Annotated in this window: 14 protein-coding genes and 1 pseudogene; 2 read left to right on the top strand and 13 right to left on the bottom strand. The window is 42.4% G+C overall.

Annotated elements, in window-relative coordinates; genetic code table 11:
- Positions 1 to 58: 58 nt before the first annotated feature.
- The 5 genes from NST25_RS09930 to NST25_RS09910 form a co-directional block, all read right to left on the bottom strand.
- Positions 59 to 1996: an FAD-dependent oxidoreductase gene (locus NST25_RS09930; protein WP_339190412.1), complete on the bottom strand. Its 1938-nt coding sequence runs from the start codon at positions 1994 to 1996 to the stop codon at positions 59 to 61.
- A 200-nt stretch (positions 1997 to 2196) separates the two neighbouring features.
- Positions 2197 to 3006: a MerR family transcriptional regulator gene (locus tag NST25_RS09925; RefSeq protein WP_339190410.1), complete on the bottom strand. Its 810-nt coding sequence runs from the start codon at positions 3004 to 3006 to the stop codon at positions 2197 to 2199.
- 110 nt (positions 3007 to 3116) lie between these two features.
- Positions 3117 to 4160 (bottom strand): YeiH family protein, encoded by a 1044-nt coding sequence (locus tag NST25_RS09920; protein ID WP_076184311.1) that lies wholly within the window; start codon positions 4158 to 4160, stop codon positions 3117 to 3119.
- A gap of 218 nt (positions 4161 to 4378) precedes the next feature.
- Positions 4379 to 6358, bottom strand: coding sequence for an ATP-dependent DNA helicase (locus tag NST25_RS09915; protein ID WP_248549295.1), 1980 nt, complete (start codon positions 6356 to 6358; stop codon positions 4379 to 4381).
- Between the two features lie 97 nt (positions 6359 to 6455).
- Positions 6456 to 7307 carry an SDR family NAD(P)-dependent oxidoreductase gene (locus NST25_RS09910; RefSeq protein ID WP_339190408.1) on the bottom strand — a complete coding sequence of 284 codons (852 nt, stop codon included), beginning with the start codon at positions 7305 to 7307 and terminating at the stop codon, positions 6456 to 6458.
- Positions 7308 to 7483: 176 nt separating this feature from the next.
- Between NST25_RS09910 and NST25_RS09905 the strand changes: the two genes are divergently transcribed.
- On the top strand, positions 7484 to 7948 hold the full coding sequence (locus NST25_RS09905) for a MerR family transcriptional regulator (RefSeq protein WP_076278599.1): 465 nt from the start codon (positions 7484 to 7486) through the stop codon (positions 7946 to 7948).
- 18 nt (positions 7949 to 7966) lie between these two features.
- Positions 7967 to 8967 (top strand): annotated as a pseudogene (locus NST25_RS09900) (NADP-dependent oxidoreductase).
- 88 nt (positions 8968 to 9055) lie between these two features.
- Here the strand turns inward: NST25_RS09900 and NST25_RS09895 are convergent.
- The 8 genes from NST25_RS09895 to NST25_RS09860 all read right to left on the bottom strand — a co-directional run bounded on the left by NST25_RS09895 (position 9056) and on the right by NST25_RS09860 (position 19118).
- Positions 9056 to 10012, bottom strand: coding sequence for a pectinesterase family protein (locus tag NST25_RS09895; protein ID WP_076218533.1), 957 nt, complete (start codon positions 10010 to 10012; stop codon positions 9056 to 9058).
- 39 nt (positions 10013 to 10051) lie between these two features.
- Positions 10052 to 11413: a glycoside hydrolase family 28 protein gene (locus NST25_RS09890; protein WP_339190406.1), complete on the bottom strand. Its 1362-nt coding sequence runs from the start codon at positions 11411 to 11413 to the stop codon at positions 10052 to 10054.
- 21 nt (positions 11414 to 11434) lie between these two features.
- A complete protein-coding gene (locus NST25_RS09885; protein WP_339190404.1) occupies positions 11435 to 12556 on the bottom strand; it encodes a glycoside hydrolase family 88 protein in 1122 nt (373 codons plus the stop codon).
- A gap of 150 nt (positions 12557 to 12706) precedes the next feature.
- Positions 12707 to 13810, bottom strand: coding sequence for a glycoside hydrolase family 88 protein (locus NST25_RS09880; RefSeq protein WP_076124980.1), 1104 nt, complete (start codon positions 13808 to 13810; stop codon positions 12707 to 12709).
- A 40-nt stretch (positions 13811 to 13850) separates the two neighbouring features.
- Positions 13851 to 14726, bottom strand: coding sequence for a carbohydrate ABC transporter permease (locus NST25_RS09875; protein WP_036679255.1), 876 nt, complete (start codon positions 14724 to 14726; stop codon positions 13851 to 13853).
- Positions 14727 to 14747: 21 nt separating this feature from the next.
- Positions 14748 to 15722, bottom strand: a complete 975-nt coding sequence (locus NST25_RS09870; RefSeq protein ID WP_036679252.1) for a sugar ABC transporter permease — start codon at positions 15720 to 15722, stop codon at positions 14748 to 14750.
- 133 nt (positions 15723 to 15855) lie between these two features.
- The gene (locus NST25_RS09865; protein WP_076191234.1) at positions 15856 to 17412 is read right to left on the bottom strand and encodes an extracellular solute-binding protein; all 1557 of its coding nucleotides are present in this window, start codon (positions 17410 to 17412) and stop codon (positions 15856 to 15858) included.
- A gap of 188 nt (positions 17413 to 17600) precedes the next feature.
- Positions 17601 to 19118: an extracellular solute-binding protein gene (locus NST25_RS09860; RefSeq protein WP_339190400.1), complete on the bottom strand. Its 1518-nt coding sequence runs from the start codon at positions 19116 to 19118 to the stop codon at positions 17601 to 17603.
- Positions 19119 to 19202 lie beyond the last annotated feature (84 nt).

Here is a 19202-nt window from a genome sequence, read left to right as displayed (position 1 = left end):
GCAGAGCTGTCTACTCTGCGGCTTTAAAAAGATTGAATTATTTTCCGGGAAATTGTCGTTAATTAGCTTTCAAAGCACTGTTTGCCGCGCTCTCTCCACCTAGACGACCTGAAGTAAAGGAATAACCAATTCCAACCCCATTACCCACATAGGTATCGTTGAATAATACGCCTTCCGATTCAAGCCCTACAGCAAACAATCCTTTTACTGGTGTACGTTTATCATTTAGCACTTGGAACTTAGTGTTTACCAGCAAGCCACCTACAGAACCCAAGTTGTTGATTTCAGCGACGATGGCATAATACGGTCCTTCTTCGCCCATTGGCTCTAAATAATCAGCAGCTTTACCAAATTCAGTATCCACACCAGTTTTTGTAGCTTCTTTATAACTATTGTAATTTTCTACAAACACATCTACATCCATACCTGCATTTGTTGCTAATTCTTCGATTGTATTTCCTTTGTAGCCATCTCCGTTTTCTACCATAGAATCAAACACCTTTTCTGCATTTACCCATGGATTCTCTAACGTGAATTGATCTGCAAATTCGGCATAAAATTCTGGTGGCATTCCTGGCAGGCTTGGTGCGTTAACACCTTTCATCCCCTTGGACTGAAGAGCAGCCAATTGAGATTTTGATACGATAACCATATGATAAGCACCATTAAATGCACTCGTATTAGCTGCTGCGACCGATGTTAATGTAGCTGCTTCATCTCTGAAACGTGCTCCGGAAGAACCGACATTCATGAAGTTAGGCAGATACGTCAACATCAGCGGATAACTTGCTTCAAAAGGCTCATATTGTGTTTTTAGTCCTTGTGTTGCTCTGGCTAATGTTTGGTGCAGCATTTGTCCACCGAAGTTATCAGGAACCTTGGCTCCTGCTTCCCAAGCCATCTTCAGACCTTCCCCAACATTCTGACCTAGTCCTCCGTTAACCCCTTCAAAACCAAAAGCTTCTTTAACCATTTCCGAATTTGCGGCATAACCGCCTGTTGCCATTACGACACTTTTGGCTGTGATTTCAAGAGTAGTCCCGTCCGATTTCTCAGCCACAATACCTGTAACTTCTCCTGCTTCATTGGTAATCAGCTTTTTGGCAGTGGTTTCGGTGATCACTTGTCCACCTTTTTGTTCAACCGATTCAGCCAACATTTTCCGAAGGGTCTCTTCTCGGGTTTCATAAGCTGGCAGCACATGCAGCTGCTCTCCGAAGAAGTTTAGGAAGCTGGTTTTATACCCTTTTTCTGCTAACCAATCATAAGTTTCGCCGGATTTCGTTACGTATTGTCTAATCGCTGCAGCGTCAACTCTCCAGTGATTGTTGACAATCCAATCGGCAATTTCTTTTTCCACATTTACTTTAAGATTATTGTCAGTAGCTGCGGAAGAATTATAGAACTTACCGGCCCAGGATAGATTACTTGCTCCCCCGATAACTCCTGTTTTTTCGATAATAATAACCTTGGCACCTTTATCAGCAGCGGTTACCGCTGCGGACACACCAGATGCACCGGCGCCTACTACCACTACGTCTGATTCAAGCTTTTCCGTTTTACCTTCACCTGCTTTTTGCACGCCACCGGCTTTGAGGACTTCCAGATTTCCTCCACCTTTGGTTACGGCATCTTCAACTGCCGCGAGCATTGCTTCACTGGAAAGACTCGCACCACTAACAGCATCTACTGCCAAGGTTTGTCCTTCCAGAATTTGATCTTTTATTTTTTCAAGTGCATTATCGCCTAGACCACCCGTTTCTGACTGGCTTACGATCTTGATATCTTTAATTTTATCTGGCTCATCCATAGTGACTTCTACTTTAATCACGCCCTCTTTGCCTTCCGCTTCCCCTGCGAATGTACCGGCTTTAAAAGATGATGATGACGAATTTGCCGACTCCCCATTTCCTTTGCATCCGCTCAGCATGGAAACGATCAGCACCATACAAAAAGTTAACATGAGCATTTTCTTGGTGAAATTTCTGTTGCGCATTCTCTTCTCCCCCAGTATCTAATATCTTATAGCTCGCCAAGAACGTGATATTTTTCACATTCATATCTATACATATCTACCGAACGTTGCCAAGCTATATACCGAAGTATAAACATTGGTGCAGCACCAAGGTCAATGTCCAATTTTTGTCCAAAAAGAAAAAACACCCGCTCTTAGAGCAGGTGTTTATAAAAATAAACTTATACAATTGGAATATTCACTTCCAAATATGAGCGGTTATTGCCTTCTATTTTTTCAGTAAGCATTAATTTACCCACCGCATCACCCGCTATGGTATAACCATTTGCTTCGATGTAATCTATCATAAACTGCAAAGATTTCTTCGTGATATAATGTCCATCCGTAGATAACATGATAGCAGAGATACAGGTACTCGGGCTAATATACTCTACATATTCATCGATATCCATTGCAAATTTCTGCACTTCCTCCTCGGGTAAGGTAAGCCCCCAGCTATAGTCAAAGTTATTATCACCGGATAACGCCCCCGCGTCCTCAATCTTAAAAGAATAAAACGCATAAGGAAGCCTATCCATCCAAGTGTTGACGAGGCTTTTTACGATATCATTTTTTAATAATGCATTTTTATCCGTTTGCTTAAGCCTGTACATGCCTGGCAGTTGTTTAAGTTTACATATATATAATGAGGACTCTATTTCCTTAAGCTCTTTATGAATTTCATTCATCTTGTTTAGCAGCATCGTCTTTTGCTTAATCTCTTCTTCTAAACTCTGCTGAGACTGCTGCATCAATCCCATAACTTGCTCAATAGAGGAATCCTTCATCAGAAGTGCCACTTCGGGCAATGGAATTTCCATACTGCGATACCATCTGCTCATTAACAGATCCCTTGCATCTAAATCATTAAAATATCTATAATTATTGCTGTTATCTTTTGTAGGCCTAACAATATCATGTTTCTCGTATAATCTCAGCGTATCCGCAGTTACCCCGAGAATGGAAGCAAATTCACCTATGCAATACTTCACTTGAAGTCCCTCCATTCATTTCATGCATATCCTACCACACTAAATGATAAAGAGAAGGATGCTGTTTGGATATGAAGTAACTCATTTCATACTCAGGGTGTACATGCTAACTACGCTAGCGCAAGTAAGTGAACTAACATAAATCCAACTAAAGATAACATAACCGAACCTATAAGTCCCGCAGCAAAAGACTTCATTCCAAGCCGTCTAAATGCCGCCAAATCAACGTTTAATCCAAGCCCTGCCATCGCCATAGCGATTAACATATAAGCAATCGTAACGATCCCATTGGCTACTGATGCGGAGACGATTCCTAACGAATTCACACCACTGACAACTAAAAATCCTAGAATAAACCAAGGGATTGGAATGCTTTTCCACGAAGCTTTAGCCGCTCCACCTTGCACTTTTCTTTCTTCACGATTGGACCAAATCCCAATTAAAATAGCCACCGGCACAAGTAAAGCCACCCGGGTCAATTTAACGATGACCGCCATATCAACGGCAGCATTTCCACCAGCATCCGCAGCCGCGATAACGTGAGCAATTTCATGTAAAGTCGCTCCTGAGAATACCCCATAACCTAAATCTGATAAGCCGAGAAAAGGATATAAAAATGTGTACAGCAGTGTAAATATTGTGCCTAATATAGCTACTATAGCTGCACCAATAGCAGTTTCGTCATCTTTGGCTTTTATCTGTGGAGCGATGGCAACCACAGCTGCCGCACCGCAAATCGCAGTTCCGCAGGCAGTTAAGATACTGAGGCGCTTATCTACTTTGAACAGTCGAGCCAGTCCGTATACAACGGAGATCGCAAATATAATGACGATGACTGCCAAAAGAAATACCCGAGGTCCTGCCGCAACGATATCCTTTAGATTAAGCCGCATACCGAGCAAGATAATCCCAAGACGAAGCAGTTTTTTACTGGAAAAATCGGTGCCATGTGTGATGCTATTTGGCACTCCTATCGTAGCTCGCCAAATAATCCCGATTAAGATGGCAATGACCAATTGCCCCATAATAGATAGGAATGGAAAACCCGCTAAAAATTTCGCCAATAATGCGATAACTAAGGTTAGCCCTATCCCTAATGCAAACCCAACCTTTTTGTTGTGATCTGGTTGATACAAACCTTCTGATTGACCCATGTCGTATACACTCCTTGATGAATCTCTAGATGATGCTGTATAAATACATCCCATGACTCAACAATAATACGACACCGCCCGGAAGTTAAATACCAATATCCTATCCGTAAGATTAGGAATACTTATGCTTAATTTTAGACAAAAATGCTCCTTCGAGTGAAACATAAATGCCGTAGCATCTGCCTCACCAAAGGAGCAATTATAATCGTTAGTGATATTTAAGCTTCCAGCTTCTGTAATCGAGTCCCTTTTGGAAGTACAGAAGTTATATATTCGTGTACCGGATGTTGCCCTTCCTCTTCCGCAAGTACAGTTACAATTCCTTGATCTGTACCGGTTCGAATCAGCCGCCCCATCCCTTGTTTGAGTCTTAACAGCATGTAAGGCAAATCCACATCTTCAAAGGGAGTGGAGGTTTCCGCCCGTTTTGCCATAAACACTGGATCAAGCGGAGGATACGGCAGCGACCATATGATCACATTAGATAATGAAGGTCCAGGGATGTCCAGCCCTTCCCATAAGGTGACCGCACATAACACGCTATGCTCATCCCGTTGAAACGCCGAAATTAAATAGCTGATTTCTTGATCCCCTTCATATAAAAATGAATATGAACTGCTTTCCAGTCGTAACGAGTTAAGCTGCTTGAACTGCAGAAGCTCTTCACGAGTACGGAACAATAGCAGTGCTCTACCTTCAGTCCGCTGAATAAGCTTCAGGGAAATTTCCATTTTCTCAGCAAAATCCCCACTCTGAAGCTCTGGCACATAGACATTCATCTGGTGCTCATAGTCATAAGGTGAGTCTACAGAGAAGGATAAAAAATCTTGTATCCCAAGACTGTCCTTCAAGTATTGGAATGATTTATCCACAGACAATGTAGCCGATGAGAATACGATTGGCATTTTTTGCGTGAACAGGCTGTCTTGAAGTACCTCTTTGACATTTCGTGGCATGACCGACAGCGTTAGACCATCGCTTTCTTCTGTCGCCCAGCAGATTAGAGCCCCTGAATCCTCAAACAATCGCAAAGCGATCTCTATGGTCTCCAAACGTTCCTCCACAATTCGCAGTTGGTATTCATCAATCGTGTAGAGTCCGCTCTCGAATACTAATTCTTCTTCGATAGCAGCAATTACACTCCGCATCCGGTGTACCTCACGAATCAATGAAGCATTCAGCGCAATGCTTTTCCGATCTGATCCCGGTATGTTTCGGCATTGACGGCGAATCGCTTTGAACATTTGCTCACTTTGCATGATCGCTTCATCAATCAGAACCGCCAGCGTTTCACGGATTTCATTCTGTAGCAGGCGAGAAATCAATTCTTCAAAGACGACATGCTTCATCTTATAGCCAAGCGCCTTCATGGCCGCTGATTCTAATAAATGTCCTTCATCGAATACAACCGCACAGTGATCCGGAAGCAAAGGGATTTGCCCTTCCCGCTTACGCGCTTCATAGGTCCAAATATGCTCCATGTAATAATCGTGGGAACAAATGATCAGATCACTTGATTTCCGGTAATGATCACGGGACAAGGTCTGCCCGCAGCGGTGACGCATATCGCAAGTAAAGCAGTCCTGAAACGTATCCCAGTTAATCTTGTTCCATTGTTCGTCATTCAGATCAGGGTAATCTCTGCGGTCTCCATAAGCATGGAATTGCTGCATCGGTGCATGTGAATGTACAAAATCAGGTAATGTACTGTACAAGCTCTCCAGTGGTAAGCTTTCATCATCATGGTTCCGAGCCTGATCCAGCTTTTTCAGACACATATATTTATCCGGAGATTTCGCTAGTCTGGCATCAATATTCATGTTCAGATGCTTCGCAAGCTTGGCGATATCGCCTTCCGGTTTCACAAGCTGCTCAATCAAGGACTCGTCCGCACATGCAATAATCGCAGGTTTGCCCATATAACGCGCGTAACAAATGCTATACAACAAATACACTAATGTCTTGCCTGTTCCGACCCCTGCCTCAGCAAAAATCGTCTTTTTCTCGGCAAAAGCCCGCTCTACCTGAAAGGCCATGTATATCTGTTCATCACGTACTTCAAATCCAGCCTCAGGAAGAATTTCATAGAATACATCTCCGACCCATTCCCCTACTTGCTCCATAAAAGGTTTGGTCCGATCATATTCAAAAGGATACTGTTTCGCCAACAAGCCTACCTCCAATATTTGATCAGGCATCTCTACCATGCCATGAAAAATAGAATCAACGGAAAAACTCTATTATCTCATACGTTTGGAGGAATTACAAAAAAAAATTAGAGATCTAAAGATCAGATTAACAACGAAGATACTCATTTTCGTAAATATCATTAATCCTTTCCAAAACATTCCGGGCTTGATCCTTAAATTTCAAATCCGCAACCTGACCTTTCCGAAGAAATACCCCCGTCTCCTCACGGTGTTCTCCCAGAGCACCCTCATACAATTGGTCGGCGCCGTGGGTAGGCGGAGAGAAAAACAGCTTCATCAACGGTTTAACTATTAGAGGCAGTCCAGAATTTTTTCCTTTTCGCAACGTGTTATTGCTACCCGGATCAACACTGCGAATCATGATGCCCTCATCAGCAAGCTGCGGCGCAGCGGCCTGTGTCCATAACGATAATGCCAGCTTTGAGGTGGCGTAAGGACCAAGCAGCTTGCGGAAAGTGGTGGGACGCTCCAGGATTTCAATCGTAAACTCTTTCGTAAACTTAAGCGCGGAGGATGAGGTGTTGATCACCGTTTTTAAGCGTCCTTTTTGTAGGCTATCCTTCAATTCCATTAAAATAATATACGGCACAACGGTCATCAACTCATAGTGCTTTTCGCGCCCCTGTGTCGAATAGCTCAGTTCAGGGAAGCTCCCGCCGGCATTGTTGAACAAAATATCGATCCGCTGCTCCTTGCCTTTGATCTCTTCCAGTGTCCCTCTCAAGCTGGCAAAATCCGCGAGATCGGTTGTTTTATAAATACGAAGCCAGCCGTTTTTGATGGCTTTTTGGATGTTCACATCATCGGCTGGAAAACCGGAACGGTTCAAAGCAACCACCTGCCAATCCTCCGCTAGCAATTTTCGAGTTAATTCCAATCCAATCCCGGCGTTAGCGCCTGTAATCAATGCGATATTTTCACGTTGCTGTGTGCTCATTGTAAATCTCCTCCTGAATTCGGGATATCTTCTTCTTATAACGCACATTTTATTAATTGGAGTCGACTCCAAGTCAAGGCGTAATAAAAAGATTTTGTCCCAGAGATAAGGTCTTGACTTGGAGTCAGCTCCAAGTTGTATAATGCACACACAAAGCAATCTCCAGGAGGTACAGTATGAAGGCAGAGCAAACGTTTACGATAAAAGAAACCGCCGTGCAAACCGGAATATCCGAGGATACGATCCGCTATTACGAAAAGATCGCGCTGCTTCCCCGGGCAGACCGGAAGGACAACGGGCATCGCGTTTACCGGCAGGAAGACATAGATACAATCCTGCTGCTATCCTGCCTCAAAAAAACAGGCATGCCCTTGCAGGAAATGCAGCCATTTTTGGCGGTCTCCGCCGACGCTGATCCCGCGGATTATCCTGAACTGGTGGAGCATTTAAGAAACCATCGAGAAAACATCGTCAGCCAAATCTCCTCGCTGCAGCAGGTTGTCGATTTTATTGATATGAAGCTGGAACAAAGGAAATATCGCCGAGACTGCTCAGATAAAAGCGAGGACAAATCGAAATCAAAAAACATCTCCCCTGTTGAGATGAGTTATTTTTCTGGATCAGCAAAAATGAATAATTAATGAATTGGAGTTTTTAGGATGAAAGCAATGATCATAAAAAAATACGGGAATTCACCTCTTCAACTAGCCGACATCCCAACACCCGCAGTGGGTGATTACGATGTATTGGCAGAGATCCACGCAGCAAGTATTAATCCTATCGATTTCAAAGTGCGGGATGGCAAAGTACGTACGCTGTTGAAAAATACAACATGCCCCTAGTTTTAGGAAATGATTTTTCAGGGATTGTCATCCAAGTAGGAAAGAATGTTAAAAAATTCAAGATAGGTGATGAGATTTACGGACGGCCCAGAAAAGATAGAATCGGAACCTTCGCAGAATATATCTCCGTACATGAAGAGGATATAGCTCTCAAACCTCACAATCTTTCCTTTGAGGAAGCTGCATCCATCCCATTAGTCGGGCTTACTTCTTATCAAGCATTACATGATATATTACAGCTAACGGCAGGACAAAAGGTATTGATTCAAGCGGGAGCGGGCGGTGTTGGCACCTTTGCTATCCAACTTGCCAAAACGATGGGGATATACGTGGCTACTACTACAAGCGATGCTGGAGCAGAATTGGTCAAGTCACTTGGAGCCGATCAAATTATGAATTATAAAACCGAAGCATTTGATAAGATTTTACAAAATTATGATGGAGTATTCGATACCATTGGCGGTGAAACATTAGAAAAAGCTTTTAAAACAGTCAAACAAGGAGGACAAATTGTATCGGTTTCAGGGTTGCCTAATGCACGCTTCGGAAAAGAGTATGGCGCTGGGTTCATAAAAACTAATATTTTTCGCTTGATTACCCGGAAGCTGAGCAAATTAGAGGCAAAACACAAGGTCAAATACAGCTTTCTGTTCATGAAACCAAGTGGCAGTCAATTAGAAGTCATTTCAGAGCTTATTGAATCCGGACAAATAAAACCTGTTATTGATCAAGTGTTTCCTTTTTTAGAGGCGCAGAAAGCGATGGAGTATTCTGAATCGGGCAGAGCTAAAGGAAAGATCATATTAAAAATAAAGTGATACAACATTTAAATAAAACGGCAGTCTAAGACTTTATGCTTCTGTCTAGACTACCGTTTTTTACTTGTGTACTCGTTAATTAAATTATCTATTTCCAAAAATCCGTTCCAGCAAAAACAAACTCTTTATCCAGCGTCTCGTCGCCATCTTCAAAGCAATCTGCCCAAGACACACGTTGCTTACTCAAGAGAATTGCATCCTTCACGCCATATTCCTGATAACTAACGGTTTGTTCATTAGCGGTGTTGTCCCAGTTATCCCAGCCAAGTGGATGAATATGTGCACCCAACTGGCAATCTACAAATACGGTTTTAGCATACTCACGCCATGGACGGCCCAGAAACACCGGAGCAATATCAGGAGCTGCTGTTAAAAAGCAATTTTTAAAAATATAACCATACGATTGTCCCTCAGGTGTGGAGGCAGCCGTAATATAACCTGCTTGATTCTCACTATGACACAAGCTGCGAATTTCACATCTGTCAAAATATGCTGTAGCCCCACCAAATATAAAGTCCACTGTTCCCTCTATATAGCAATGCTGATACAACTGCCGATATTGGGCATGGTGTTCTCTCAGTGGTATACCTCCAAACGTAGATCGCTCTTTGGGTGCAGGTGGCAACGGTCCCGTGAACAACGTGTCCTGATACCCTTTTAAAGTACAATTTCTGAATACGGTTTGATCACAATTAGCATACACAGCTACGGCCTGCCCGATATTTTCACCCTGCCCTGCATTATTGGTAATCACCAGATTCTCCAAGACCAGATGGCTCCCGCCCAGAAATAACGTTGGTGTAGAGAATGTATTGATTTCTTCGCCCGCTTCATCACGCTCTTTCGCGTAACGATTCATAACAATCTCCACGTAGCCAATCCCTATGATCGTAAGATTAGAACGATAAATCCGCACTGCCTCTTTATAGACCCCTGACAAAATATAAAGCGTATCCGCTTGACCGGATGGCCCCTGCTCTAGTGAATCTATCGCCTCTTGAATCGTGTGATAAGCGCAAAAGGATTCTTTTCCTACAACAAGCATAGTGGATTCTTTTCCTCTCAATAAATTGATGACTCTCTCTTATGGACTGACATTCTGTTCTTCAGGTGACACTGTAGCTTGTTCTACTAATTTTTCCGGCTTCTTCGTGTTTTTTGATCGACAATTTATGATCTCTACAGCTTCTCCATTTTCAATGTAAAAAGCAGGCCCTTCATGGTTCTCAATCGTCACCTGATGAAATTGAATATCTCTTGCATTCCCGAGGAAAAATCCGCGATTATTCATGTTTTCGATCCCTGTCATCATGTCTGGATGGCCGGGAATTGCATTCTTCGCCATGGAGATGTCCACATTGGTAAACGTAATCTCGGATACATACTGCTCGGCAAGCCCGTATAAGAAACCCGCTGCGGCATGAACATTACGTGCGGTAATATTGGCAAAATGAATGCGTCTAAAACACGGCGTTTCCTCTGTAATCGGATAAGGATTTTTATCCCACACATATTTTTCTTTCCCGCGTGGTCCACAGAAATAATATAGATTTAGAGTAAACGGACAAATAACATCCTCCATTACAATATTGCTGATCCGAATATCTTCAATCGTTCCCCCGCGTCCCCGTCTTGATTTCATCCGGATTCCACGATCGGTTTGTTTAAACACACAATTACTAATCGTGACATTACGAATATCTCCACTCATTTCACTACCGAGTACGACACCCCCGTGTCCATGTACCATAGTGCAGTTGGTGATCGTGATATTCTCACAAGGAACTCGTTCTTTGGTGTCCTCAGTTCCTGCCTTGATCGCAATGCAGTCATCACCGACATCAATATTGCAATTGCTAATTCGCACATTGGTGCAAGACTCTGGATTAATGCCATCTGTATTCGGAGAGTCGGCCGGGTTCAGAATGGAAATATTATCAATAGTCACATTGTAACAGCCTATCGGATTAACGGTCCAGCTTGGAGAATTGACCAGCGCGATATCTTTAAGGGTTACCCGCTGACAGCTGTCCAAGCCGATTAGAGTCGGCCGGGGATACTGCAGCTCTTCCCGGCGGTTCCGAAACTTCTCCCACCAGAGTTCACCATTTCCGTTAATCATTCCGCTGCCAGTGATTGATACATTAACTAACTCTCTTCCATAAATACAAGGTGAATGAACCTGCTGCTTCACTCCTTCCCATCTGCATTCCACTGCAGGGTAATCCTCCGGGTTCGTACTGAATGAAAGAATGGCACCAGGATTTAAATTCAATTCGATATTGCTTTTCATATGAATTGCACCGGTTAAGAACGTACCAGCCGGTACATAAACGGTTCCTCCACCGGCTTTATTTGCCGCTTCAATCGCACGCGTTATCGCTTCCGTCGCTAACTTTTTACTATTCTTAAGCGCTCCAAAATCCTCAATATTGTAGATCAACATTCATATCCCCCCTGTTCTATATCAGATCCAGCCTCTTAATTGTTCATATTCCACACAAGCCTGTAGGAAAGCACCCACACCTTTTTGGTCGTTAGTGACAATAGGCTCGCTAATGTAATAAGCGAAAGTACCGTCACGTTGGTCCACTCCACCTAATCCGGCTACTTGGCAATTCTTATTTAAATTGACCCATTCTTCTTTGGTTTCTAGTACAAACTCCGAGATAAGTCCTTGTTGAGCCAGATCTAATGTTTCGTACCATCCAGCGTTTAACACGCCTAATCGGATACCTTTAGCCATGGCATACACGATCATACTTGAAGCAGAGGCCTCAAGATAATTTCCTTTGCGTTCCCCTAGATTCATCACTTGATACCAGACCCCGGATTCCTTATCCTGATATGTCTTCACCGCAGTTAAGGTATCATTTAGTATTCGTACCAGCTCTGGATAATCTGAGTGCTCACTAGGCAGCAATTCCAGAACATCAACTAAAGCCATGAGATACCAGCCAAGTGAACGGGCCCAAAAGTTAGGCGAAAGTCCTGTTTCAGGGTCGCACCAAGGTTGAATACGCTGTTCATCCCATGCATGATATAGCAGACCTGTTACCGGATCTTTCGTATGCTTCTCACACAAGATAAATTGTTTGGTTACATCCTCAAGTCCCTGCCCTTCTTCAAAAGCTAGCAAGTAGGCTAAATAAAAAGGAGCGCCCATATAAAGTCCATCTAACCAAATCTGATAGGGATATATATTTTTATGCCAAAAAGCACCTTCCGAGGTTCGCGGATGGGTCTCAAGTTGCTTTCTAAGTAAAGCAGCCGCTTTTTTGTATTTTTCTTGCTTCGTTTCTTTATATAGAGTCAATAATAATTTTCCGTTGTTAATATGATCGATATTATACTCCTCTAGGTGGTAGCCCTTGACACTGCCATCTTCCTGAATAAAGTAGTCCATATTATCTTGAATGAACTGCAGATACTTCGAATCAACGGTCTGCTTCCAAAGCCATTCAAAACCGTTCAATACCACGCCATAATCGTAGGTCCAGCTTCCTTTGTAGCCTTTATCTTCATAAAGCTTCGGTGTCCGCGCCATAATAGAGTCTGCCGTTTGAATTGCCCACTGTGATTTCTTCATCCCAACCCCCAAAATATTTATAAATTTAAGAGCTCAAAAACTAAAAATAGGTTCAGCCGATTTAAGGATTCTTTGCACATAAAATAATACGACTTGATTCTCCGAAATCTCAGAGAATCAAGTCATTGTTTAGTAAGGATACGGAGCGATTCACTCTTGAAGCATTGACTGTATTTCAACACAAGCCATCACCAATGCGCCCACACCATGCAGATCATTTTTAACCTTAGGCCGAGTCACGTAACTCTCGTAATCTCCAGCTGAGGTACCGATACAAATGTCCGGCAGAACTAATCGGTTATGCTCATCCCACTGGATTACTTTGGTTAACCCTTCATATCCTTTTTTAGCGGCAGCTGTAGCGATAGTCACGTCACTTACAACGCCATGCTTCACGGCTTTGGCAATCGTATAGACGAACAAACATGACCCTGAAGTCTCCAGCCAATTATCTGGCTCATGTCCCTTATCTACGACTTGATACCAAAGTCCACTTTTTTGATCTTGGTAACGAATAAGTGCATCCACAAAATCTCTCAGCGTAGTAGAAAGCTCTGTCCGGGCTGAATCATGGGAAGGTAACAGATCCAGAAATTGCGATAAGGCGAGACCATACCATCCTAATGATCGGCTCCAGAACTCCGGTGAACAACCCGTCTCCGGATTCGACCAAGGCATCCGCCGGCTCTCATCCCAGGCATGGTATAACAAACCCGTTGTCTCATCCTTCATATGCTTGCGCATTAACATTTCCTGATGAAGGACCGTTTCACGCAAGCTTGGTTCATCGTAGACATTCGCATATTTCAAGGAGAATACGCCTGCCATATAAAGTCCATCCAACCACATTTGGTTGGCGTACTTATCCTTGTGCCAATACCCGCCCTCAGAGGTTTTATTTAGTGTGAGCAGTAAATTCCTTAGCTTCTCTGCTGCAATACGATACTTAAGTTTGCCTGTCCGTTCATAAAGAGTGAATAGTAGCTGTCCTGCTTGAACCGCATCCAGCTCATCACGTGCAAAATAAAAGTTCCCGTATTCATCCACCAAATCATCTACATATTCCTGAATATAGTTGATATAACGGTCTTCTTGATAAGCATTCCACAAAAGCTCCATGCCACACAGAAATACACCCTGATGATAGTGCCATCGATGCGCGGGGGGAAGCTCTCCCGCCCTGTAAGTATCCATTAGTGAATCGCAAGCTTTTTTTGCCCACTCTATCGGCGTTGTAGGTATCTGTACAGTCATCTCGAAGCTCCTCCCCTAAGTATAGTCTCTCTCTTTCTTGCTAGCCCTTCATAGAACCCAACATGGCACCTTTGGCAAAATGCTTTTGCAGGAACGGATACACACAAACTATTGGTAAGGTAGCTACAACGATAACAGCCATTTTAATTGATTGATCTGGCGGTGGAACAGCAGCATCCAGTGTAGCGCTGTGATCCATACCGCTGGCAAGGACGACAATTTGTCTGAGCAGAACCTGTATTGGCCATTTCGCACTATCATTCAAATACAGAATCGCATTCATGTAGGTATTCCAATACGTTACCGCATAGAACAATCCGATCGTCGCTAACGCAGGTAAGGATAGTGGCAATACAATCCGAAATAATATTCCAAAATCATTACAACCATCAATTTTGGCCGATTCCTCCAAACCTTCAGGTATATTTTGGAAAAAGTTTCTCAAAATGATCATATTAAAGGCACTAATCGCTGACGGTAGAATCAGTGAGGCGTACGTGTCAATTAGTCCTAATTCCTTCACCACGAGGAACGTTGGAATCATCCCACCATGAAAAAGCATGGTGAACACAACCATGAAGTTAACCACTTTACGACCATCCAGATCTTTTCTGGTAAGAGCGTAGGCCATCAAAGAAGTTATAAACAAACTAAAAATAGAACCAATTGCCGTGACACCAATGGAAACACCCATGGCTTTAAATATTGTATTCGTCGAAAAGATGAACTTGTACGCTTCCAGACTCCATACCTTTGGAATCAGTACAAATTTGCTAGAAGCTAGTTCTGCACTCGTTGTGAAAGAGCCTGCTACAACGTGAACAAGGGGAAGCACAGTAATTAAAGCAATGATCGCAAGCAGCGTAAAGTTTATAGCAGAAAAGATTCTACCACTGATTGTTTTATCTTCTACCATTTCGATTCCTCCCACAAAATATCAATAAACGCCTTCTTCTCCCATTTTCTTGGATAATTTATTCACCATCATCACCATTACAAAGCCTACAATCGATTTAAAGAATCCAATAGCTGTACTGTAACTAAACTGCCCCTGTCTCAAACCAGCAGTATATACATACGTATCGATAATTTCCGCAACTTCTCGATTCATGGAGTTAAGTAGCAGATATACATGTTCAAATCCAAGATCAAGAACGGAACCAATTTTCAGAATAAATAATGTAATAATTACACCTCTAATCGCTGGAAGAGTGATATGCCAGACTTGTCTAAGTCTTCCAGCTCCGTCCATACGCGATGCTTCATAAAGCCCTGGGTCAATCGCAGCTATGGAAGCTAGATAAATAATCGTTCCCCAACCTGCTTCTCTCCAAATCACCTGAATAATATACATGGGCCTGAACCACCCTGGATTAAGCAGGAAATTGATTGGTTCAAAGCCAAAATAGACAAGCAGCTCGTTGATAATCCCTCCATCCATCGTGACCATTACATAAGAAATGGAGACGATGATAACCAATGACAGAAAATGGGGCAAATAGAAGATCGTCTGAAAGGTTCTTTTGAAAAAGCTGCCTTGAAGTTCATTTAACATCAGGGCAAGAATAATCGGCATCGGGAAATAGATAAGAATATTTAATCCGAAAAGAATAAGTGTGTTCACTAATATATTTAAGAAATCCGGCTCTGTGAACAACCTGCTGAAATGCTTCATCCCTACCCAGTCACTACCGTTGATCCCTTGATAGGGTTTGTAATCCTGAAATGAGATAATTAATCCGTACATTGGAAGATATTTAAAAATCAAAAAATACAGTACTCCCGGAGTTAGCATGACGTAGAGCCATTTATTTCTCCACAGCCGCTTTTTCAGTTCGCTGCTGCTTTTATAAATTTCAGGCTTAGGATTCATTTGAGGAGCTGAGCTGGGCTGTGCGGTGACTTCCTGCATGATATTCTTCCTTTCTCCTTCTTTATTCAAACACGATATTTCTGAACCCAGTGAGGAATAGAAAAGGTTGTTGAAACAAGATCAACAACCTTTTCAGCTACAATTTGTCGCTTAACTATTCGAGTACGGGTTACTATTTTTTGTATAACGCGTTGTATTCTTCAATAATCTTATCTCCACCACGGCTCTTCCAGTTCTCTACTTCCTTCTCAAATCCAGCCTTGTCAATCTGACCATAAATATATTTATAGGTTGCATCTGTAATAATCTGTTGAAGCTCTACGCCTTTTTCTGTATAGGTAGCCGAATCCATAGCAGCTGTTGGATCCGCTACACCAACTTTGACATTCTCAAGAACCAATTGATCTGCATGAATTCTTCCTGGCAGCGTGTTATAGTTCTCGTACATTCCATTGGTTTCAGCTTCGCCGATAACGCTGTCCTTATATCCCTTTACTTCACGTTCAATCAATTCTTTGTCGTCAGTAGCTTTTGCTTTACCATCTTCAACGGTATAGTGAGTACCTTCAATTCCCCAATACATCAAATTAGCTACTTCTGGGGTCATCATTTGATCAAAGAAAGCAAGAATCTTCTTCAGCTCTGCCTCATCCTTGACAGCAGATTTCGGGAACAAGACAACATTGTTATAGCCTGGAATCATCCATTGAGCATATTTTCCATCTGGACTTGCAACCATACTATGCGCATCCAAAACAGCGTCAGGGTTATTCTTAATAGTATCTTTATTGAGGGAATCAATATCTTGCATGGAGCCCCCAATATAGAGTCCACCCTTTCCAGCCTTAAACATATTTACTGCATCCGTTTTACTGGTGGCAGCGAAATCTTGATTAATGTATCCGCCATCACGAGCTTTTTTGAAAAAATCCATTGTGTCGAAATATTCATCGAAGGTAAATTCAGGCGCTAATTTTCCATCCTTCTCACCCCAGGTATTCGGTGTTCCGAACCAAGACGAAACAGTTTTGAAAGCTCCATAGGTCAACTCATTACGGTCAATAATACCGGTAGTATCTTTCTTTCCATTACCGTCTGGATCTTGTTCTGTGAAGGCTTTAGCCATTTCAAATAATTCATCTACATTAGCTGGTGCAGCAAGTCCTAATTTATCTGCCCAGTCTTTGCGGTAAATGATCCCTTGGCGTGCAAGTGGACGCCCGATATATAGGGTATAAAGCTTGTCATCTACTTTCGTGTTATTAAGAATTTCTGGTTTCAATTTGCTCAAATTCGGAAATTCGCTTAATAGTGGACCGATTTCCCAGAATTGTCCGTCTTTTATCGCTTCTTTCATCTGAATGAAGGTTGTCTGATTCTTCAAATATGTTACTTGCGGCAATGAACCCGTTGCAAAAGATGAATTCAGTTTTTCTTCATAAGTATCAGCCGGAAAAAATTGATAAGTCAGCTTCGTGTTGGTCAATTTCTCAAGTTCATTCTTAATCGTATCAGGCGGAGTCTCTGATGTATTCAATGGAAGCATGATTTTGATTTCTGTAGGTTCCTCTTTAGGTGCTTCAGTCTCTTCCACCTTCGTAGTGTTCTCTGCACTTGTAGTTGGGGCTGCTGCTTCTTCTTTGTTATTGTTGTTACCACCGCATCCAGCTAATAATGTGCTGAATGTTAACAGTGCTGTTAACAACATGGTGAAGGATTTCTTCTTCATACCATTTTGACCTCCATAATTTGTATTGGTTACGAGTTCCACGTTACATCGTCGGCAAGGTTACGAAAACAATCATTTCCCCATAACGGCGCGTTCTGAAAGGGATCTGAGCAAATGATTATCGGGATATCGCAGCACAAAAAAATCCACCGCATTATCCGCAGTGGATCAAAACCTTTTTAACCTATTTACTTTTCTGTCCCAAACTCAGCCTCAGCATATTCCTTAATAATAAGATTGCCTCCACGAGCTCTCCATTTCTCAACCTCTTGCTGGAATCCCTCGACGGTAATATTACCTAATATATAGTTATATGTAGCATCCACAATGATTGTAGATAACTCCATATTCTTCTCATCAAAAGTAGATGAACTCAGAGAAACTGTCGGGTCATCAACCAGAAAAAATTCATTATCTTTACTCAACTGATCTGCTAGAGAGGTTAATTGCTCCTTCTGAGCCACTTCCATAATGTTTTTATTACTAATGTCCGCGATCATTAAAGCATATAGCGGATTCACTTCCTGTACCCGCAGTTGTGAGGTTTCCTCGGGAAGGATAATTTTTCCGCCTTCAAGCTTATAATGCCGCCCCTCAAAGCCATACATCATTATATTGGCTACATCTTTATCCATGGTCCGATCAAAAAATCCAAGCACCTGCCGAAGCTCCTTCTCTGTGGCAATGGACTTTTTGGAAAAGAGATACAGTCCGTTGTAATTGGGGATAGACCACACTTTATATCCATCAGGCCCCTCGATACGATTGATCAGCGTAAGTTCAGCCTTTGGATTGTATGCTTGAGCTTCAATTGACAACCGCTGCACATCAGTCATGCTGCCAATAAACACACCAGCGATACCGTTAATGAATTTATCGCGTTGAACCTCTTTACTGGTAAGAGCAAAGTCCTGATTTATGATTTTTTCATCATATAATTTCTTCATAAAATTCATTGTGTTCATATACTCCGCTGTTACGAATTCCGGAACAAATTGATGATTCTCTAGCTTCCAATTATTTGGTGTGCCAAAATAAGAGCTTAGTGTCTTAAATACACCATAAACAAGATCATTACGATCGACTAATCCAAGGGTATCTTGTTTGCCATTCTGATCCGGATCGTTATATGTAAATTGCCTCATTACTTCATATAGGTCATCTAAGGTCTGTGGATTGCTTAAATGAAGAGTGTCCAGCCAATCCTTACGTATTATGACACCCTGTCTGGAGGAAGGGCGTTCTGTATACAGGCCGTAGATCTTACCACCAACAGCGGTCTGCTTAAGAATAGCGGGGTCCAGTGCTTTAAGATTGGGGAACTCCTGAAGATATGGGCCGATCTCCCAAAATGCTTCAGAACGGATGGCGTTTTTCACCAGATTATAGTCTGAGAACTTCACAAAGGTGACTTTTCCCAAGGAATTAGTGGTCAACGCTGTATTCATTTTATCGGTATAAACACCCTCAGGCACCCACGTGATATCAAGCTCCACCCCTGTTAATCTTTCAATCTCAGCCATAATCTTTTTTGAAGGCTGCTGTGGAAAATGAAGGGGTGCCAAGATGGAGATGCTCGGGCGAGCTTCTTGCAGTACAGAACCAGCTGACTTTCCATCACTGCAAGCGCTTAACATAGGGAAAACAAGCATGAAGAATAAGCAGCAACATAACGTTGCCCTTCTACACAAAAATTGTCTAAACATTTCTACAGCCTCCTAAGGTATTGTAAGGATTTTCACCCTACAGCTTGAAGATTTTCCATTTTGTAGTCATAATTAGGGTTAATG

The organism is Paenibacillus sp. FSL E2-0190 (assembly GCF_037992965.1).
Classification (GTDB): Bacteria; Bacillota; Bacilli; order Paenibacillales; family Paenibacillaceae; genus Paenibacillus_AQ; species Paenibacillus_AQ odorifer.
This window is presented reverse-complemented; position numbering and strand designations above follow the sequence as displayed.